At 33.0% G+C, this 20,601-nt stretch carries 22 protein-coding genes, 2 tRNA genes and 2 pseudogenes; 24 read left to right on the top strand and 2 right to left on the bottom strand.

The window, feature by feature from the left end; genetic code table 11:
• The first annotated feature begins 6 nt into the window (after positions 1 to 6).
• Positions 7 to 855: an NUDIX domain-containing protein gene (locus ST1E_RS00185; RefSeq protein WP_015389246.1), complete on the top strand. Its 849-nt coding sequence runs from the start codon at positions 7 to 9 to the stop codon at positions 853 to 855.
• Here the strand turns inward: ST1E_RS00185 and ST1E_RS00180 are convergent.
• Entirely contained in the window at positions 842 to 3,355 is a 2,514-nt protein-coding gene (locus ST1E_RS00180) for a cation:proton antiporter (RefSeq protein ID WP_015389245.1), read from the bottom strand. The genes ST1E_RS00185 and ST1E_RS00180 overlap by 14 nt on opposite strands.
• A gap of 61 nt (positions 3,356 to 3,416) precedes the next feature.
• Positions 3,417 to 4,304 (bottom strand): RNA polymerase sigma factor RpoH, encoded by an 888-nt coding sequence (gene rpoH, locus ST1E_RS00175; protein WP_015389244.1) that lies wholly within the window; start codon positions 4,302 to 4,304, stop codon positions 3,417 to 3,419.
• A 272-nt stretch (positions 4,305 to 4,576) separates the two neighbouring features.
• Between rpoH and ST1E_RS00170 the strand changes: the two genes are divergently transcribed.
• From ST1E_RS00170 to ST1E_RS00060, 23 genes and pseudogenes are all read left to right on the top strand, one after another.
• Entirely contained in the window at positions 4,577 to 5,398 is an 822-nt protein-coding gene (locus ST1E_RS00170; protein WP_015389243.1) for an ABC transporter ATP-binding protein, read from the top strand.
• Positions 5,395 to 6,173 (top strand): annotated as a pseudogene (gene mlaE / locus ST1E_RS00165) (lipid asymmetry maintenance ABC transporter permease subunit MlaE). Before ST1E_RS00170 ends, mlaE begins: the two are co-directional and overlap by 4 nt.
• 13 nt (positions 6,174 to 6,186) lie before the next feature.
• A complete protein-coding gene (gene mlaD, locus ST1E_RS00160) occupies positions 6,187 to 6,687 on the top strand; it encodes an outer membrane lipid asymmetry maintenance protein MlaD (RefSeq protein ID WP_015389241.1) in 501 nt (166 codons plus the stop codon).
• Positions 6,688 to 6,716: 29 nt separating this feature from the next.
• The gene (locus tag ST1E_RS00155; protein WP_015389240.1) at positions 6,717 to 7,442 is read left to right on the top strand and encodes an MlaA family lipoprotein; all 726 of its coding nucleotides are present in this window, start codon (positions 6,717 to 6,719) and stop codon (positions 7,440 to 7,442) included.
• Between the two features lie 95 nt (positions 7,443 to 7,537).
• A complete protein-coding gene (locus ST1E_RS00150; RefSeq protein ID WP_015389239.1) occupies positions 7,538 to 8,107 on the top strand; it encodes an MlaC/ttg2D family ABC transporter substrate-binding protein in 570 nt (189 codons plus the stop codon).
• 31 nt (positions 8,108 to 8,138) lie between these two features.
• Positions 8,139 to 8,906 carry an ABC transporter ATP-binding protein gene (locus tag ST1E_RS00145; RefSeq protein WP_015389238.1) on the top strand — a complete coding sequence of 256 codons (768 nt, stop codon included), beginning with the start codon at positions 8,139 to 8,141 and terminating at the stop codon, positions 8,904 to 8,906.
• A 42-nt stretch (positions 8,907 to 8,948) separates the two neighbouring features.
• Entirely contained in the window at positions 8,949 to 9,728 is a 780-nt protein-coding gene (locus ST1E_RS00140) for an ABC transporter permease (RefSeq protein WP_235043597.1), read from the top strand.
• A 91-nt stretch (positions 9,729 to 9,819) separates the two neighbouring features.
• Positions 9,820 to 11,088: a UDP-N-acetylglucosamine 1-carboxyvinyltransferase gene (murA, locus tag ST1E_RS00135; protein WP_015389236.1), complete on the top strand. Its 1,269-nt coding sequence runs from the start codon at positions 9,820 to 9,822 to the stop codon at positions 11,086 to 11,088.
• Positions 11,085 to 11,759 (top strand): ATP phosphoribosyltransferase, encoded by a 675-nt coding sequence (gene hisG, locus ST1E_RS00130; RefSeq protein WP_015389235.1) that lies wholly within the window; start codon positions 11,085 to 11,087, stop codon positions 11,757 to 11,759. The genes murA and hisG overlap by 4 nt, the downstream gene beginning before the upstream one ends.
• Positions 11,760 to 11,815: 56 nt before the next feature.
• Positions 11,816 to 13,126, top strand: coding sequence for a histidinol dehydrogenase (gene hisD, locus ST1E_RS00125; RefSeq protein ID WP_015389234.1), 1,311 nt, complete (start codon positions 11,816 to 11,818; stop codon positions 13,124 to 13,126).
• On the top strand, positions 13,123 to 14,226 hold the full coding sequence (hisC, locus tag ST1E_RS00120) for a histidinol-phosphate transaminase (protein WP_015389233.1): 1,104 nt from the start codon (positions 13,123 to 13,125) through the stop codon (positions 14,224 to 14,226). The genes hisD and hisC overlap by 4 nt, the downstream gene beginning before the upstream one ends.
• A 5-nt stretch (positions 14,227 to 14,231) precedes the next feature.
• On the top strand, positions 14,232 to 14,819 hold the full coding sequence (gene hisB, locus ST1E_RS00115) for an imidazoleglycerol-phosphate dehydratase HisB (RefSeq protein ID WP_015389232.1): 588 nt from the start codon (positions 14,232 to 14,234) through the stop codon (positions 14,817 to 14,819).
• A 28-nt stretch (positions 14,820 to 14,847) separates the two neighbouring features.
• On the top strand, positions 14,848 to 15,510 hold the full coding sequence (gene hisH / locus ST1E_RS00110; RefSeq protein WP_041185941.1) for an imidazole glycerol phosphate synthase subunit HisH: 663 nt from the start codon (positions 14,848 to 14,850) through the stop codon (positions 15,508 to 15,510).
• A gap of 38 nt (positions 15,511 to 15,548) precedes the next feature.
• Entirely contained in the window at positions 15,549 to 16,295 is a 747-nt protein-coding gene (gene hisA / locus ST1E_RS00105) for a 1-(5-phosphoribosyl)-5-[(5-phosphoribosylamino)methylideneamino]imidazole-4-carboxamide isomerase (RefSeq protein WP_015389230.1), read from the top strand.
• Position 16,296: 1 nt separating this feature from the next.
• The gene (gene hisF, locus ST1E_RS00100; RefSeq protein ID WP_015389229.1) at positions 16,297 to 17,073 is read left to right on the top strand and encodes an imidazole glycerol phosphate synthase subunit HisF; all 777 of its coding nucleotides are present in this window, start codon (positions 16,297 to 16,299) and stop codon (positions 17,071 to 17,073) included.
• A gap of 9 nt (positions 17,074 to 17,082) precedes the next feature.
• Entirely contained in the window at positions 17,083 to 17,511 is a 429-nt protein-coding gene (gene hisI, locus ST1E_RS00095; RefSeq protein WP_015389228.1) for a phosphoribosyl-AMP cyclohydrolase, read from the top strand.
• Between the two features lie 2 nt (positions 17,512 to 17,513).
• Positions 17,514 to 17,882: a phosphoribosyl-ATP diphosphatase gene (locus ST1E_RS00090; protein WP_015389227.1), complete on the top strand. Its 369-nt coding sequence runs from the start codon at positions 17,514 to 17,516 to the stop codon at positions 17,880 to 17,882.
• Positions 17,875 to 18,218: pseudogene (locus ST1E_RS00085) on the top strand (histidine triad nucleotide-binding protein). Before ST1E_RS00090 ends, ST1E_RS00085 begins: the two are co-directional and overlap by 8 nt.
• 71 nt (positions 18,219 to 18,289) lie before the next feature.
• Entirely contained in the window at positions 18,290 to 19,048 is a 759-nt protein-coding gene (locus ST1E_RS00080) for a Nif3-like dinuclear metal center hexameric protein (RefSeq protein ID WP_041185940.1), read from the top strand.
• Positions 19,049 to 19,175: 127 nt separating this feature from the next.
• Positions 19,176 to 19,787 (top strand): glutathione S-transferase N-terminal domain-containing protein, encoded by a 612-nt coding sequence (locus tag ST1E_RS00075; RefSeq protein WP_015389224.1) that lies wholly within the window; start codon positions 19,176 to 19,178, stop codon positions 19,785 to 19,787.
• 14 nt (positions 19,788 to 19,801) lie between these two features.
• Complete coding sequence (locus tag ST1E_RS00070) at positions 19,802 to 20,173, top strand: ClpXP protease specificity-enhancing factor (protein ID WP_015389223.1); 372 nt, start codon at positions 19,802 to 19,804, stop codon at positions 20,171 to 20,173.
• A gap of 64 nt (positions 20,174 to 20,237) precedes the next feature.
• Positions 20,238 to 20,313: transfer RNA gene (locus ST1E_RS00065), tRNA-Thr, on the top strand.
• A 110-nt stretch (positions 20,314 to 20,423) separates the two neighbouring features.
• A tRNA-Asn gene (locus ST1E_RS00060) sits at positions 20,424 to 20,499 on the top strand.
• Positions 20,500 to 20,601: the final 102 nt, after the last annotated feature.

Here is a 20,601-nt window from a genome sequence, read left to right as displayed (position 1 = left end):
ATAAATATGAATAACAGATCTATCAACGAAATTAATCATTTGAGAAACATTTTTTACAAGCTATGTTCTCCATCAAACCCTGAAAATGAAAAGAACTTCTTGATTGTGATAATCAATAAAAAAGAATGCGGAATTTCTAGTATAGAAACATGTGAACTATTGCAGCAACATAGATTGGGTTATATAAAAAAAAATAAATTTCAAATTGGTGATGACACAATAAATAGACATATTCTGAAAGAGCTGTTGTTGAATGTAACCCAAATACTAAAATCTAAATGTAATATCAAAAAATGGAATAGTGAGATTTTAGATATTATAGGTCCAAATTATGAAGTGTTAGGACATATAGAACGCTCTGCTGCTCGCTTGCTAGGACTCAAGACAAGATCAGTTCATATGAATTCTTGGTTAAATAACAAAGAATTATGGATCTCAAAAAGATCATCTAAAAAATCCATAAACCCAGGAAAACTAGAAACAATAGTTGGAGGATTAGTTAGCAAAGGTGAGAAACCAGAACAATCTTTAATCAGAGAGTGCTATGAAGAAGCAAATTTAATAGAGAATGATATTTTAACAAAAGGAAAACTTTATAAAATTCTTGATATAAAAAAAATCACGGATGAAGGTTATCAAATAGAAGAACTTTTAAGCCAAACAAGCTTGCTAAAAAAAGACTTTTGTCCGATAAATAATGATGGAGAAGTAGATTCTTTTCAAAAATTTAGAATAGAAAACATAACCCACGAAATATTATCCGATAATTTCACAACAGAGTCATCCATTATAATATTATCGGATATTATCAAGTTTATAAAGATAAGAAACTACTTAAATATTATTCCTGGTTAATATTGTAATTCGACCTTTGCCTCCAGGTATCTATTGCTATTCTTCTTTGATTTACCACACTTTCTATACGACATCGTAGCTCTGAGTCTTTTTCTAATAAAATACCAAGATCTTTAGAGTTTAGTAGAAGCAATTTACTGTATCCTAGAGAAGTTACTTTTAAAACTAATGGATCTTTACCAAATAAATCCAACTCCCCAAAAAATTCACCGCTACCCAACTCTACAACAGTATCATCAGGCAAATGCATAGCTACAGCTCCAGAGGCAACAAAATACATTTCTCTACCTTGCTTCCCTTTTGTTATAACTATTTGATCAGGTAGAGCTAATCTAGGTTTTAACAGTTTGCATATAGACTTAAGCGAATTCAGACTTAGATCATGAAATAACGGCACTTTCTTTATTAATTCAGCTGCACTTAACTCAATATCAAGAGGTGGATGCCTATCTATATAATGCCAACGAGCATGTGCTTTTTCCATAAGATCATCATAAACCTCTCCACTAATTAGGAATTTACTAAGCATATCACTATATCTTATACACTCTAATTCTCTGGCTGCTCTTCCAAGGTAAATCTCCTGCAACCAAGTTGCATACAAAGGATATTGTAAATTCATAGCCTGTAAAGCATTTTCTATAAGACCTAAGCGACGCTTATGTGCTTTTATTATAACCTCGGTGGCTTCATCACCTAAAATTGGAGAAACTTTCTCGCTAGCAAACAATATTAATTTTTGTTCTATTGACCTTTTGCTCATCAAGTTTGAAAAACGATAACCTAATTTCTCAGAAAGCCATTCGTTATAACCAAATATATTATGAAACCATAAAGCTACTCTAATCATTTTTGAGTAACGTAAATCATTTTCAACTGCATATTCGAAACCATTTAAACCACCAGTTCTAATAGCATCCTCCAGGTACTCAGCACGAGACAATAGAGACTCAGCAACTCTTTCATCTACAATCTTTGCCTTGAGTATATCAAAAAGCATTTCTTCTTCTCTTTGAGCTAAAATCGCCAAGCCTGCTGACACACGCTCAGATTTACTCATCTGTGAAACAGGAACATCATGTAATCTTGATAAACTAGACTTAAATACGGCTTGTATGCGCTCCAAAGAATCTTGACCTATATGCTCTGTCCTTGCAACATCCTCTATGTGAACCTGTAACTCTTTTAAGGTAACCCCTAGAACTTGATTTCTGATAGTAGTATCAATTAATGATAGTTCATTTAATTTTAAAAACCTTATTAATGGCCTTAAAGTAACTCCATTAATAAACAGCGTCATAAGAACAAATCCGGTAGTAGCAATTGCAATAAAATGTCTCAGCTCTTCTGGGACAGAATTATTTTCTGTAACAGCTAGAGCAAGTGCTAGCGAAACAGCACCTCTAAGCCCACCCCACAACATAACTAACTTGTAAGAAAGACTAACTGTAGTACCTAATCTTGTTATTCGAAGAATAGGAAGCAAACCAAATATTACTACTGCTCTAGCAACAAGGGTAATAGCAAAAACTATAAGTATCAATATACATGTCTGCAAGTTTAAAGTACCCATAAAACGTGGTATCAACATAGCAGAGAAAAGAAAAATTAGTGAGTTTGCCCAAAAACCGAATTGCTCCCAAAATTTAGATAAATACTCAGAAGTAGTTGGAGACATCCTCGTACGACCAGTAGATCCAACAACTAGTCCTGATATAACTGTAGCTACAACTCCAGAAACATTAAGATAGTGCTCAGAAATAAAAAAAGAAAGATAAGCTAGCGTTAACGTAAGCGTAATCTCAGCCGCATGGAAACCCCTTAGCCAGGTAAACAAGAAACAGGCGGCTTTACCCATAAAATAGCCTGCAAATCCACCGCCAATAAACAAAATGACAAAATCATTTATTACATTACTAATACATAGTTCGCCGCTACCAGCTAAAACTGCTAATAATACTGTGTATAAGGCTATCGAGGCTGCGTCGTTAAATAAACTCTCACCCTCTACTAATGTGGTAAGACGCTTTGGTGCTCCAACTTCTCTAAAAACACCAACCACAGCTACGGGATCTGTAGTGGCCACAATAGATCCTAGTAAGAGACATGCTACTAAACCGTAAGATGATATAGCATTAAGAGTAAATCCTACCACTATTGTACACACGATAACAGCAACGATTGCCATCATTAGTATAGGACCAATATCATCTAATAATCTTCTAACATTCATAGATAGAGCAGTCTCAAACAGTAAGACAGGCAGAAAAACCATCAAGAAAGTCTCGGAAGATATTTCTAAAGATCCTAAGGAATCTAAAAAATCAGCGACAACAAATGGAGCCCAACTATGTGGACCATAAACCAATATACCTAGAATGCATCCAACTATCGCTAATATAACAGAATATGGAAGCTTAATACGTACAGACAGAGGAGACAGAAAACAAACCAATGTTAATAAACCTGTCAATCCAAAAACTATAAAACCAACATTCATGAACTAAGCTTCCTAACTATAAATAAAATATTATTAAATTAGAAATTTAATCAAATGCATATCATTTTAACAAGAAACTCTTCATTTTTTTCATAGCAGCTGATTCTATTTGACGAATCCTTTCAGCTGATATTCCAAACTCATCTGCTAATTCTTGTAAAGTATGATTATTTTCGTCTTGCAACCAGCGCGATTCTACTATTTTGCGCGAACGATCATCCAAAATTTCTAACGCTTCTTTTAAGCCAACCGATTGCATAAGATCATAATCTCTCTTATGTAAAATATTATCTGGCTCATCCATAGATTCAAATAAATATTCAGAAGGATTATAACTATCATCACTATCCTCTTTATAATCTATGGAAATATCACATCCAGAGAGACGAGTTTCCATCTCTCTTATATCATTACTACGAACGTTCAGGTTATTTGCTATCTTATCTATTTGTCCTGAATCAAGATAATTACCATTAGGGCGCATACTACGCAAGTTAAAAAATATTTTGCGCTGAGCTTTTGTAGTTGCAATTTTAACTAAACGCCAATTTCTTATAACGAATTCGTGGATCTCTGCTTTTATCCAGTGCACCGCAAACGACATGAGACGCACACCTCTTTCTGGGTCAAAGCGCCTTATCGCCTTCATTAATCCAATATTACCTTCCTGTATCAAATCGGCATGAGGCAAACCATAGCCTAAATATTGCCTAGCTATAGATATTACCAAACGCAGATGTGAAAGCACCAATTCTTTAGCAGCATTTAAATCACCTGTATCTCTCAAACAACGAGCCAATTCTACTTCGCGATCAGCTGATAGAACAGGCATTCTATTAGCATTAGCAATATAGGCCTCTATAGTTCCAATACCGCCGATATTAAAAGAATCTAGGACTAATGAGGTGCTAGCAGCATGTGTCAAAAAACCACCGTTAGATTCAGTCATAATTACACCTCTATACTAACTGTAAAATTACCTAATACTATGATTGTAGTGTACCATTGTAGCTTTTAGCAATTTTTTTAAAAAACCCATGTGTTTTATCGGGCTAAATAACTATCAGATATAGCTGCTCAGGATACATTATTTATATAAAATTTGCAAAAATTAATAAAGATTAATTTCAATCTGATATTATGAGCTCAAAATGTTGATTATATACTGTTAATTATGCATGATAGTGCCACCTTGTTAATTAAACAATCATTAAGATTTTTATGAAAAAAGATAATGAGATTATATTATCCATACAGGACTTAACAGTTGGATATGGAAAATCAATCATATTAAACAATATCTCTATGGATGTACGCAAAAAAGAGATTATTGCAATAATGGGTAACTCTGGATCTGGGAAAACTACCTTGTTTAAATCAATCACAAATCAGATACCAATAATAAGCGGAAAAATAAAAATATTTGACCAGGATATAAGATTATTACCAGATAAAGATCTTAAAAAACTAAGAAGAAAAATGGGCGTATTATTTCAACATGGAGCACTATTTACAGATTTGAACGTATTCGATAATGTTGCATTTCCTTTAATAGAACTTACAAAAAGATCTTCTGACGAAATAATAAAGATAGTTTTAGAAAAGCTGAACTCAGTTGGTTTAAGAGCAGCAGCTCATATGCCAGTGACAAGCTTATCAGGAGGAATGGCTAAGAGAGTTGCTCTAGCGAGAGCAACCGCATTGGACCCTTGGATTATGCTATATGATGAGCCATTTTCTGGTTTAGATCCAATTTCAATTGGAGTAATAGCTAAACTTATAAAAGAATTATCTAATACTCTACAATGCGCATCCATATTAATTACACATGAGATGCAAGAATCTTTTAAAATAGCAGATAAAATAAATATAATTGGAAGTGGTTCTATAGTAGCATCAGGGTCACCAGAATCATTGTCTAAATCAGAGGATCCTTTTATTAAACAGTTTATAAACGGAGCTCCTACAGGACCAATACCCTTTGACTATCCTGAAACAAGTGATTTTAAAGAGTGGCTAATAAAGCTAAGGCAACAAACATGATTCAATTAAATAAAATTTTAAATCGTGCTTATGAATTTACCTTAAATACAGGAAAATTATGCTGCTTATTGTGTAAAATAGTGATTAGAAGCAGTTTTACAAAAAAAAGGACAGATTTAATTATTGATCAGATTTACCTTATTGGTAATAACTCTGTTTTAATAATTTCAGTCTCAGGATTATTCGTAGGATTCGTTCTAGGTCTTCAAGGTTATTTGATGCTTAGTAAATTTAGTGCTGAAGATACACTTGGTTTAATGGTAACTGTATCACTAACAAGAGAATTAGGACCTGTAGTGACTGCGCTTCTCTTTGCAGGTAGAGCCGGTACATCAATGACAGCAGAGATAGGTTTAATGAAATCTGGTGAACAAATATTAGCAATGGAAATAATGGCAATTGATCCAATAGAAAGGCTTCTAGCCCCACGTTTCTGGGCAGGAATATTATCCATGCCTGTACTAGCTATAATATTCTCAACAGCTGGCATCATAGGGAGTTGGTTTGTAGGAGCCTTAGTTGTAGGAATAGATTCTTGTCGATTCTGGTCACAGATTCAATGTGGATTCGATGTATATTCTGATATTATATGCGGAACTATATTTAAGAGTTTGATTTTTGGTCTATCGACAGTTACAGTTTCATTAAATGAAGGATGGCAATGTAAACCTACTCCTGATGGAATATCAAGAGCCATAACCAGGACAGTTGTAAGTGGATCTATACTTGTTTTTTATTAGATTTTTTTATGACTTCTATTTTGTTTGTAAACTAACTTTTTAATTATAATGAACTCTAAAACTGAACTTTTGGTTGGTTTGTTTGTTGTTATAGGAATAGCATCTCTATTTTTCCTTGTTCTACAAACAAATAATTTAAGAAATAAGCCATTTGCATCAACCTATGTAGTTAAAGCAAATTTTGATAACATTGGATCTTTGAAAATTAATTCGCAAGTAAAAAGTGCTGGCGTCACCATTGGTCGAGTAAAAAATGTAACATTAGATGCAAAATCTTTTCTTGCTAGCGTTACTATGAATATAGATAAGAAGTATTTGTTGCCTATAGATACTTCTGCATCAATACTAACGTCTGGTTTACTGGGAGAACAATATATAGATATTAATCCAGGTAATGAGGAAGAAAATATTAAAAATTTAGGATGCATAGTATATACTCAAGGTTTTATATCTATTGAACAATTAATGAGCAAATTCTTATATAGTTCTAATGAAAAAAATATAATTGGATTACCTGTGAATGATACTGATCAGTTCGATTATCAGTAAACGGCATTTTCATAACAAATAAAAACTCAATGAATAAAAGAAATCTCTTTGCTATAATTGTGATATCATTTTCTCTTATGTTATCAGCTTGCAGCACTTTAAACTTTAATAAAAAAATGAATTTGAAGATAACCATTCAGAAAAAAATAAGTAGATTTTTTAAAATTAACCAGAGTATCGATAACTTAGTCTTTATTCCAATAGTTGGTTGCTACAACTTAGTAATTCCAGAATACGTCAGAGACTGCATCCATAATGCATTGGATAATACCAATAATATAAATTCTGCTTTTAATAGCATTCTTCAGGGCAATTGCCATGATGCTATTAATACATTAGGAAGATTTATGTTCAATACAACTATGGGGATAGGTGGATGTTTTGATGTTGCTTCTAAAAGTGGAGCAATGAAAATACAAAATGACTTTGGAACGACCCTAGCGGTTTGGGGAGTAAAACCTGGTCCATATATTGTTCTGCCATTGATTGGCCCTAGCAATTTACGTGATAGCGCAGGAACTCTTTTTGACATTTTGTCAAGCCCAGTAAATATAATACCTTGCAGCAAATCATGTAAAATTGGCTTTGCTTCTTTACTAGCTTTAGATTCTAGGGCAGATCTCTTATATGCAACAGACTTACTGAATAATATTGCAATTGATCAGTATACTTTAACAAGAGACTCATATATGGGGAAACGAACTATAATCGACCAATGTGCAGATGATATAAACGTACCATATTACGAAGATTGAATAAAATATTTGTCAAAAGGAAAATTATCGCATGTTTATTTCATCAGAGAAAAAGATAAAAAAATGCTGTTTTTTTATTTTGTATTCCAATAATATTGCTCTCTAATACGTCATATTCTCAGAATAGCAATATTAACAACCCAGATAATTTTATAACTAATGTTACAAATCTTGCTTTAATAGAAATACAAAAAACCATAGAATCTGGCAACATGGATTTAGAAAGTATTAATATAGTAGTTGATAACTATATACTTCCTCACGTAGATTTTTTTAAAACGACTAAACTTACAGCAGGTAAAAACTGGAAGAATGCCTCTGAAGAACAGAAAAAAGCTTTAATAAAAGCATTCCGTAATACACTAATTAAAACATATAGGAGCGCATTCAGTCTAATCTCAAAAAACACAAAAATAAAAGTATTACCATATCGTGGAGAGGCAACATCCAGTGATGCTGTAATAAAATCATTTATACAGCAAAACAATGGAAAGCAGATACAAATCAACTATAGGCTAACAAGGCACGGAAATACTTGGAAGATTTATGATGTAAGCATTGAAGGTATGTGGCTGATAGAGAGTTATCGAAATCAATTTAACAATGAAATTCATAGCAATGGTATAAATTCACTTATAGAAAAATTAGATAAAATTCATAAATAATCACCATCCTGTTCATCTATTTAAAAATAATATGTTTTCAATATCCATAGAACAATTATGTAAGACTTATACACCGAAAGGTAAATCTAACAAATCAACTAAAGCTCTAGATAATATTAACCTACAAATTAGACCTGGGGAATTTTTTGGACTTCTCGGGCAAAATGGTGCCGGTAAAACTAGTCTTATTTCTATATTATCCGGACTTTCTTTTCCCACCTCTGGTAATGTTAAAATATACGGTCACGATGTTATAAGAGATTATCGTAAAGCAAGAAATCTAGTAGGTACTGTCCCGCAAGAATTAGTATATGATCCATTCTTTACAGTTAGAGAAACACTATTTATACAATCAGGATATTTTGGGATAAAATCAAACGACTTGTGGATAGAAGAGTTACTTGAGAATCTATCTCTTTCTGATAAAGCAGATCACGACATGAGATCTTTATCAGGAGGAATGAAAAGAAGAGTACTGATAGCACAAGCACTAGTACATCGACCTCCTCTAATAATATTAGATGAGCCAACTGCTGGTGTGGACATAGAACTACGTCATACATTATGGAAATTTATATCACGCCTAAATAAAGAAGGACATACCATCCTATTAACGACACATTACATCGAAGAAGCTGAGGATATGTGTAATCGTATTGCTGTTCTTAAATCTGGAAATTTAATAGCATTGGATGAAACAAAAAACATAATGTCAAGATTCGGAGGAAAAGACCTTGAAGAGGCTTTTGTAAAGATAATAGCTTGCAATGAATTATCCTCTTTCAATAAGGAAATATAATTAGTCATGGAATTTGAAACACAAAACAATAAGAATCAAGATATGATAATAATAGAGCGAAAAAATAACATGATTGGCTTTATTACCTTACTAAAAAAAGAGATACTTCGTTTTTATAAAGTTTTCTTTCAAACTGTAGCTGCGCCAGTTACAACTTCTCTTTTATATCTTGTAGTATTTAATCAAATACTACAAGATAGAGTGACTGTTAATAATGTTTCTTATACTAGCTTCATAATTCCAGGTCTCATAGCTATGAGTATGATGCAAAATTCTTTTTCTAATACATCCTCATCTCTAATCCAGAGTAGAGTTACAGGGAGTATAATATTCATGTTGTTATCACCAATGTCTCATGTAGAAATCTTCTTTGCGTATGTTTTGGCAGCAGTAGTCAGAGGACTAACTGTAGGAATTTTTGTATGGTTCTTTTCTGTTGCTATTCATCCTGTAAATGCTGTCAATTATTTTTGGATAATTATATTTGCTTTATTAACATGTAGCATAATGAGTGTTCTTGGTATGATTGCCGGTATATATTCTGAAAAATATGATCAGTTAGCTATGTTCCAAAATTTCTTAATAGTACCTTCTACTTTTTTGTCAGGAGTATTTTATTCAGTACATACATTACCAGAATTTTGGCAAAAAATATCGTACTATAATCCTATGTTTTATATGATAGATGGACTACGTTATGGTTTTTTTGAAAAATCAGATACTTCACCTTATATTTGTTTAGCAATAGTAATAGCTGTACTTCTGTTTTTATCTATTTTTGCTCTGCGCCTCATGTCTACTGGTTACAAATTAAGGTCATAACAAAAACATAGTGCATAAATACCAGAATTAGTTAATTTGTTTCAATATAAGAACTAATAAATAACAATATAAAAGATTTATCATGCTCTCAATGGAAGAATTACAAATTATAGGTGGTTCAAAACTTGAAGGAGATGTAAGTATATCTGGGGCCAAAAATGCTGCATTACCCATTTTATGTGCTGGATTGCTAACATCAGAAACAATTTTGCTGACAAATGTTCCTGATCTACATGATGTTTCTACAACTATTAAGCTGTTGAGTCAACTAGGATCAGTAACTAGAAAACATGGTCAAAATGAAGTATCTATAACATCGAATAACATAGAAAACTTAAAAGCTCCTTATGAGCTTGTTAAAGCAATGAGAGCATCTATTTTAGTTCTTGGTCCGCTTTTAACCAGATTTGGAGAAGCCATTGTTAGTATGCCCGGAGGATGTGCGATAGGTCAAAGACCAGTAGATCAACATATAAAATGTTTATCAGCATTAGGGGCTGATATAAAAATAGAACATGGATTTGTTATAGCTAGGGCAAAAAAGCTTAAAGGAACTCTAATTCGTCCAGATGTGATAACAGTTACTGGTACCGAAAATATTATCATGGCAGCAACTCTTGCTGAAGGCGAAACAATCATAGAAAATGCTGCTTGTGAGCCAGAAATAGTAGATTTATCTAATATGTTAATAAAAATGGGGGCTAATATAAAAGGACATGGCACAAACAGAATCATTATAAAAGGAGTTGATAAATTACATGGAACAAGCCACAGAATACTGCCAGATAGAATTGAGGCAGGAACTTTTTTGTGTGCGCTAGCTGCAACAGGTGGTAATATAAGGATAAAAGATGCTAACCCTTATAACATGTTAGCCACTATAGACAAGATAAGATTATCTGGGGTTAACGTGAAACAAGATAATGGAAATCTAATATGCAGCATGAGTAAAAGACCTGAATCTGTAGATGTAATAACCAGAGAGTATCCTGGATTAGCAACTGATATGCAAGCTCAATTTATGGCTCTTAACTGTATAGCCAGAGGCACTTCTATAATAGTTGAAAATATATTTGAAAACAGATATCTTCATGTACAAGAACTAAATAGACTAGGCGCTAATATAACAATTAATGGAAATTCTGCTACAGTTCATGGCGTTGATTTTCTTTCTGGAGCAACTGTAAAAGCAACAGACCTGAGAGCATCGGCAAGTTTAGTTATAGCTGGATTAGTTGCTCAAGGAAAAACAACTATAGAACAAATTTATCATCTGGATCGTGGTTATGAAAATATGGAGTTAAAGCTTCAAAAGCTAGGAGCTAATATTAAACGCGCTACCAATAGGAATGACGAATGAAAGAAACTGTAAATAAAAATATCACTTTGGCCCTATCCAAAGGAAGAATTTTCGAAGACACTTTGCCTCTATTGGAAGAAGCAGGTATAAAAGTCAGTGAGAGCCCTGAAAAATCTCGTAAGCTAATAATACAAACCAGCGATCCTAATTTAAGAATACTTATACTAAGAGCATCAGATGTTCCTACTTATGTTCAGTATGGCGCTGCAGACCTGGGAATTGCTGGCAAAGATGTTCTTATAGAACACTCTGCACAACAACCTGGTGGCTTATATCAACCAATAGATCTAAATATAGCCAGATGTCGCTTAGCAGTTGCTGTACGAAAGGATTTTAATTATAAAGATGTTGTTAAACAAGGATCTAGGTTGCGAGTTGCTACAAAATATATTCAATCAACTAGAGAACATTTTGCAGCAAAGGGAGTGCACATTGATCTAATAAAATTATATGGATCAATGGAATTAGCTCCACTTGTTGGGCTTGCTGATGCTATTGTTGATGTGGTCTCAACTGGAGATACACTTAAAGCTAATGGTCTAGTAGCAGTCGAGGATATAATGCCTATATCTTCTAGATTAGTAGTTAATCAAGCATCACTGAAAAATCGTGGAGTATTTCTACAGCCACTCTTAGATGCCTTTTCTAGAGCCACTAATCTACATGAATGAATTTTATATAACAATATACCCTAACCCCTTTCGTTAAACTAAAAATTATTAATGATATGACTACGATTAAACGTCTTGATTCTCTTGATCCAAATTTCAACTCCTCTCTCTCTTCTATATTGGAATTCGACTCTAGTGAAGATAAATCAATTGAGGAAACAGTAAATCTAATACTAAAAGATATAAAGAATGATGGGGACAAAGCTTTATTAAATTATACTAAAAAATTTGATAGACTTGATATAAACTCTCCAGATAAATTGGAAATCCCAAAAGAAGAATGGGTAAAAGCACTAAACAACGTTCCTAAGAAGCAACGTGAAGCATTAGAAATTTCTGTCAGTAGGATCAGGGAATATCATGAAAAACAAAGAGCATCTACTTGGAGTTACGAAGACTCGGATAATAATATACTTGGCCAGAAAATAACCCCTATCGACAAAGTTGGTTTATACGTACCAGGTGGTAAAGCTTCATACCCATCATCTGTTCTTATGAATGCAATACCTGCTAAAATAGCTGGCGTTCCTGAGTTGATTATGGTATCTCCTACTCCAGATGGTCATGTTAATAGTATGGTTCTAGCTGCTGCTGCATTAGGCAATGTAGACAGAATATTTGCCATAGGTGGTGCACAAGCTATAGGTGCTTTGGCTTATGGCACAGAAACAGTTACTCAAGTAGATAAAATAGTTGGGCCAGGAAACGCTTACGTAGCATATGCAAAACGTAAAGTTTTTGGAACTGTAGGCATAGATATGATAGCTGGCCCTAGTGAAATATTGATTATATGTGATGGAAATACACCAGCAGAATGGATAGCTATGGATTTATTTTCACAAGCAGAACATGATGAACTAGCACAATCAATAATGCTATGCCCAGATTTAGATTTTATAAACGAAGTAGAATACCAAATTAATAAACTACTTTATAAAATGCCTAGATTTGATATTTTAAAGAAAAGTCTATCTAATCGAGGTGCTCTGATTAAAGTTAGAGATCTATATGAAGCTTGTGATATAGCAAATATGATTGCTCCAGAACATCTAGAAATATCTACAGAAAATGCTAATGAACTAGTACAATTCATCAGACATGCAGGAGCAATATTTATAGGACGTTTTAGTTCAGAATCATTGGGTGATTATTGTGCTGGACCTAATCATGTTTTACCAACATCTCGTACAGCAAGATTTTCTTCACCACTAGGTGTGTATGATTTTCAAAAACGTTCTAGCCTTATTAATATTTCAGAAAAGGGATCTATAAATTTAGGGAAAACGGCATCAATTTTGGCAACTGGTGAAGGACTACAAGCTCATGCATCAAGTGCCCAATATCGCATAGATGGAAATATATCATGATAGTATACAAGGACTTATTGGATCTTATTAAAGTTACAGTTAGAGAAGATATCCAGCGTATTAATGCTTATCCTGTTAGTAAATCTGCTAACTATATAAAATTAGATGCTATGGAATCACCTTATGATTTACCAAAAGATATTCTTGAACATGTTATTAACAATCTAAGAAAAGTTCATTTAAATAGATATCCAAGTACCGATAAATCTCAATTAATACAAACCATAAAAGAGAAATTTAATATACCTTGTGAGGCTGATCTATTGTTTGGAAATGGATCTGATGAACTTATACATTTAATAATTCAAAGTTGCTGTAGACCTGGAGATGTTGTTTTATCACCATCGCCTTCTTTTGTGTTTTTTGAAATGGCATCACAATTCAATCATGCAAAATTTGTTAAGGTTGATCTTACTGAAGACCTTCAATTAGACACAAATAAAATGCTAGAATCTATAAAACAACATTCTCCAAAAATTATATTTTTAGCAATGCCAAATAATCCAACTGGAGGATTATGGGATGATGATGATGTACTATCAATAATAAATATGGCTCCTGGTCTAGTAATAATAGATGAAGCTTATTATGCTTTTAACAAAAAATCATGGATGAGTCGTTTGAATGAGCTAAAAAATGTCTTAATTCTAAGAACAGTTTCGAAAATTGGTCTGGCTGGCATAAGATTTGGTTATCTAGCAGGACACCATGAATGGATAAGTCAAATAAATAAAATAAGACCTCCGTACAATATAAATACTCTAACAGAATCAGTTATTCTTAGCGTGTTGGATAAGAAACATATCCTAGATGAGCATTCTAGTAAAATTTTATTAAACAGAAACAAGCTGTCAGAATCATTAAAGAAATTAGATCATGTTAAAGTATACGAGTCTTATGGCAATTTCATTTTAATTAAATTTGATAGTAATGTTAGTGCAACAAATGTTTTCAACGAGTTAAAATTTAGTAATATCCTAGTTAAGGATATGTCTACTTCTCATACTTTGCTAAGTAATTGTCTGAGGTTATCTGTTGGCACTGATTCTGAAAATGAATTGCTTATTGAAACTATTTCAAAAATTATTTCTAAAAAATAACTATTATGCGTACAGCTCAGGTCACACGTAATACAAATGAAACACAAATAAATTTATCAATTAATCTTGATGGGTCTGGTAATAAATCTATAGATACTGGAATACCTTTCTTAGATCATATGATAGATCAAATATCACGTCATGGATTAATTGATATAATGATAAAATCTCATGGGGATTTACATATAGATGATCATCATTCCGTTGAGGATATTGGAATAACATTAGGAATGGCTATTAAAGAATCACTAGGTGATAAGGTTGGTATTTCTAGATACGGTGAATCGTTTGTGCCGCTTGATGAATCATTATCAAGGGTAGTTATAGATTGCTCAGGCAGGCCACATCTTGAATATAACGTCATATTTACTAGGCCACATATTGGTAAATTCGATGTAGATTTAATAAGGGAGTTTTTCCAAGGATTAGTTAATCATGCATTGATAACACTACATATTGACAATATACGTGGTAGTAATTCACATCATCAGTGTGAGTCAATATTTAAAGCATTTGGAATAGCCTTGCGCAAAGCTATAACTAAGGATGTACGCATGGCTGGGATTATGCCATCTACAAAAGGCGTATTATAAATCATATAAACTTAATAAGAAACTTAAAGTGTCTAATATTGCTATTATCGATTTTGGAATGGGGAATCTCCATTCAGTAGCTAGGGCCATGCAATATGCAGCTCCAGAAGCTAATATTAAAATTTGTAGTTCGGCTGAAGAGATAAAAAAAGCTGATAAATTAGTTCTCCCAGGTCAAGGAGCAATGCTGGACTCCATGAGAAACATTGAAAAACTAAATTTAATAGAATTAATTAAAAACTCTGTTTCAGAAAAACCAATGCTAGGTATTTGCGTAGGTGAGCAAATGTTGTTTGATTATAGTCTGGAAAATGGATGTGTTAAATGTCTCGAACTATTAAGAGGATCTGTAAAACAATTTAGTGGGGACCATTTTTTTAATTCTGATAATTTGCAGGAGAAACAAAATGCTAATCGCTTAAAAGTCCCACATATGGGATGGAACAAGGTTCATCAAAAACAAGATCATTATCTGTGGAAAGATATCCCTCAAAATACTCATTTTTACTTTGTTCACAGTTATTATGTTTGCCCAGAAGATAAGAGAATTGTAGTAGGAGAAACAGATTATGGTTTGTCTTTCACTTGTGCCATAGCTTCTGATAATATATTTGCAGTACAGTTTCATCCAGAAAAAAGTTCAAAGTATGGGTTAATACTTTATCGTAACTTTGCTAACTGGAAGATTTGAAATAATGTTTTTTAATTAACTTAATTTATAATATATATATGTTACTGATTCCCGCTATCGACCTTAAAGACGGACAATGCGTTAGACTACGCCAAGGAGACTTGAATGATGTTACAATATTTTCAGAAGAGCCGTCTATAGTAGCAAAAAAATGGCTAGAAAATGGAGCTCGTCGTATTCATTTAGTAGATCTTAATGGAGCAGTTGCCGGAAAGCCTAAAAATGGCATACCAATAAAATCAATACTAGATACTATTGATGATGAAATTCCTGTGCAAATAGGGGGAGGTATTCGTGATTTGAATACTATTGAATACTACCTAGATGCTGGAATATCTTATGTAATTATAGGGACAGCGGCTGTAAAAAATCCAGGTTTTTTAAATGAAGCCTGCGTTGCTTTTCCTGGACACATAATAGCAGGATTAGATGCCAAAGACGGTAAGCTCGCTACTGATGGATGGAGTAAACTTACTAAACATAATTTGATAGATCTCGCAAAAAAATTCGAAGATTATGGATGTGATTCAATCATTTACACTGATATAAGTAGAGATGGAATGTTATCAGGTGTTAACATAGAATCTACTGTTGAACTTGCTAAGAGCATAAAGATTCCTGTATATGCATCAGGAGGCATAGCAACAATTAAAGATATTGAACAATTATGCGAAGTTGCTGAAGAAGGTATAGCAGGCGCTATCTTAGGAAGAAGTATATATGAAGGATCTTTAGATTTTAAATCAGCGCAAAGACTAGCCGACGAACTAACGAAATCAAAGTAAAATGCTAAATTTCCTAACAAAAAGAATTATACCGTGTCTAGATGTTACCGGTGGGCGTGTAGTAAAAGGAGTAAATTTTGTTAATCTAACTGATGCAGGAGATCCAGTAGAAATAGCAAAACGTTATGATGAGCAAGGTGCTGATGAAATAACATTTCTTGATATTACAGCAACCAGCGAGAATCGTGATTTAATTCTACCAGTAATAGAAAAAGTTGCTTCCAAGGTATTCATTCCGTTAACAGTAGGAGGCGGGGTCAGAAAAATAACTGACATAAAAAAACTGCTGAATGCTGGAGCAGACAAGGTAAGCATAAATAGCTCTGCTGTGGAAAATCCGAGTCTTGTAAAAGAAGCATCAGAATATTATGGTTCACAATGCATAGTTGTTGCTATAGATGCTCGTCGTGTTTCTAAAAAAGGTGATTATCCTAAGTGGGAAGTTCTGATAAAAGGAGGCAGGCAATCAACGGGTATGGACGCTGTAGAATGGGCAAAAAAGATGTCCTCATACGGTGCTGGTGAGATCTTATTAACAAGTATGGATAAGGATGGAACGAAAACCGGATTTGATCTAGAGCTTACAAGAACAATATCTGATAGTTTGCCAATCCCAGTTATAGCTTCTGGCGGTGTGGGGAACTTACAACATTTAGCTGACGGAATAATAGAAGGACACGCGAGTGCTGTGCTTGCGGCAAGTATTTTCCATTTTGGAATTCATACTATAAATGAATGTAAAGACTTTATGGCAAATCTCGGTATCCCTGTTAGGTAGAAATATTTTATGCTAAGTGACTCAATATCTTGGATAAAAAATCTTCAGTTTGATAAAAATGGATTGCTACCAGCGATTGCTCAAGACTATAAAACAAACTCGATTCTTATGCTAGCCTGGATGAATGCTGATGCTTTGTACGAAACAGTAAGGACGAAAAAAGCAGTCTACTGGTCCAGGTCTCGTAATCGCCTATGGCGTAAAGGTGAGGAATCAGGACATGTACAAATTATCCATGAGATAAGGACGGATTGTGATAAAGATGTAATATTAATTAAAGTAGAGCAAACTGGTGGAATATCTTGCCATACAGGAAGAAACAGTTGTTTCTTCCTTAGGTTAGATAAATCTAAAACAGATATAAGTGAGGATATAGATAGATTAATATGGGAAGAAACTGATACCGTATTAAAAGACCCTAAGTATATATATAAATAAACATGAATACTATAAAAAATAAAGAACAAGAAGTGTTGTCAAGACTAGCTGATACATTAGAAACTAGAAAACCTAATGAAAATAACGAACTCAATAATAATTCTTACGTAGCAAAATTATTTACAAATGGTCCAGATTCTTTTCTTAAGAAAATAGGTGAAGAGGCTACAGAGTTGGTTATGGCAGCCAAAGATGGTCAATCTAAATTTATTATCAATGAAACAGCAGACCTATGGTTCCATTGTATTGTATTACTGACATATTATAATCTCAGACCAGAAGATGTTTTAGCAGAGCTAGCAAGAAGAGAAGGATTATCTGGCATAGAAGAAAAAGCTAGGCGTGTAAATAAAAAGGATTCTAATGGTTGATACTTGCGTTTTTTGTAGAATTATAAAAAAGATTTGCCAGCAAAAATAGTTTTTGAGGATAAAGAGTTCATTGTTTTTCATGATAAAAATCCTATTGCTAAATTACACTTGCTATTAGTAACAAGAAAACATATAGAGTCGTTACGGAATATATCTACTAATGACTCTGAATGGTTAGGCAGAATGATGGCAATCATACCAAAAATAGCTATAGATAATGGTTACATAGATGGTTTCAGGATAATTAGCAATTCAGGGACTAATGCTGGACAAGAAGTGCCTCATTTGCATTTTCATATACTTGGAGGAAATCGTCTATATAGAGAAATGTTATGATTTGCCAGCAAATAACTTATAAGCAAAAAGTGATGTGTGCAAAGTAGCATATATATTTAGAAGAATAGATGATGAAATATATAACATCGCAGGTTTTATCTGATTGGTTAAACTCTGTACTCAATCCTGAAAAATATAAAGATTATTGTCCTAATGGGCTACAAATAGAAGGAAAAGAGAGGATATATCACATTGCTTTAGGAGTAACTGCATGTGAGTTATTTTTACAAAAAGCTATTGATTCTAATGCAGATGCCGTTATAGTACATCACGGATTGCTATGGGAAAATGATAATTTATCCATAACTGGGATAAAACGTAGACGTATTGAATTGTGTTTAAGCAATAATCTAAATGTTTTTGCATATCACCTACCTCTAGATGATCATCCAGAGGTAGGTAATAATATAACTCTTGGGACTCTACTTGGGTTCAGAAATATAAGAAAAAATATTAAAAATAATTCTATGTTATGGTTAGGTAATTCTAAAAATTTATATAACATGAAAGATTTGAATACAGTTATAAGTAATAAATTGAATCGTAGTGCATTACTGATAGGAGATCCTAAGAAAAACATAAAAAATATTGTATGGTGCTCTGGAGGTGGACAAAAGATGTTTCAAGAAGCAATTGATATAGGTGCGGATGTTTATGTTACTGGAGAAATATCTGAATCAGTAGTTCACATAGCTAGAGAAACAAATACAGGATATATATGTGCCGGACATCATGCTACAGAAAGATATGGTATACAAGCTTTAGGAAACGTATTAAAAAAAACGTTTGATATCGAAATAGAATACATAGAAATAGACAATCCTGTTTAGTAATAAATTACTATTGATATATGAATATATCAATTATAATTACTCCAATACTAAGTTGATTTAATTTATGAGTTATTGTTATTAATATCAACAATAACTGTGACTAACTTGAAGGTAATTCTTAAAAATGATGGTGCTTTACTCGGGAACAACGTGTCCTTTCTCTCAGAGATGCCGTTTTGTTTTGTTTGAGAAATGGATGGATTTTGAAATCCGTGATGTTGATATAAATAATAAGTCTGAAAATATTCTTGCTATGAATCCCTATGGTAATGTGCCGATTCTAGTAGAAAGAGATCTTGTATTATATGAATCTAATATAATAAATGAATACATAGATGAGAGATTCCCACATCCTCAGTTAATGCCTGCAGATCCAATAACAAGGGCAAGAATTAGATTGTTCCTGCATAATTTTGAAAAGGAATTATTTTCTCAAGTTAAAATACTAGAGAATAAGAATACTAATCATTATAATACAGCTGTTACAGAGGCTCGCACAAAAATTAAGGATAGACTAACTCAACTTGCTCCTATATTAGCAAAAAACAAATTCCTCTTAGGAGATGATTTTTCTATGCTAGATATCTCGATAGCTCCACTATTATGGAGATTGGAACATTATGAAATATCACTATCAAAAAATGCTGCCCCATTACAAAAATATGCAGAGAGAATTTTTTCAAGGCCTGCGTACATAGAGTCCTTGACTCCTTCAGAAAAAATTATGCGTAGATAAAATTAGGATAGACTATGCAATTAAATTCAACTAAGCCTTATTTAATAAGAGCTTTATATGATTGGTGCACAGATAATAACTATGATCCTTATATTTTAGTTAAAACTGATGATGATACTAAAGTTCCAAGATCATATGTAAAGAATGGTGAAATTACGTTAAATATCAGTACAGAAGCAATAGATAAATTACAAATAAAAAATAATACTATAACTTTTCAAGCTAATTTTAATAATAAAATAGAAAATATTTTTGTACCAATAGCCAATGTTATAGCTATATATTCTCCTGAAACAGGAATGGGTATGGAATTCCCATTATCAGATATCAATAACGCAAACAAATCAAAAGATGATAAAAGAAAACTGTTTTCTATAGTCAAATAATTAATATGTTATTATTGGCTTTTTAGCAAAAATTCATTACAATATACAATCATTGTTTTATTAAGCCGACTTAGCTCAGTTGGTAGAGCAGCGCACTTGTAATGCGAAGGTCGGGGGTTCAACTCCTCTAGTCGGCACCACATGATGGCATTATCATATTTTAAATAATCTCATTTAGCTATTGACATATGGTTAATTTGTAAATATCATTTGATGGTGTTGTTTTTAATTTTTAAGTTAGAGTCATTTTTCCCTGATAGCTCAGTCGGTAGAGCGACGGACTGTTAATCCGCAGGTCGCTGGTTCGAGTCCAGCTCGGGGAGCCAATTTTTATTTTGAAATTCCTTTCCGTTGGTCTTTTTCTTGTTTACTAGATCTTTGGTAACTAACAAAATTATAATATTTAAAATCACTTATAAGAAAATGCA

Origin of the sequence: Candidatus Kinetoplastibacterium galatii TCC219 (genome assembly GCF_000340905.1) — a bacterium.
Lineage (GTDB): Bacteria > Pseudomonadota > Gammaproteobacteria > Burkholderiales > Burkholderiaceae_B > Kinetoplastidibacterium > Kinetoplastidibacterium galati.
This window is presented reverse-complemented; position numbering and strand designations above follow the sequence as displayed.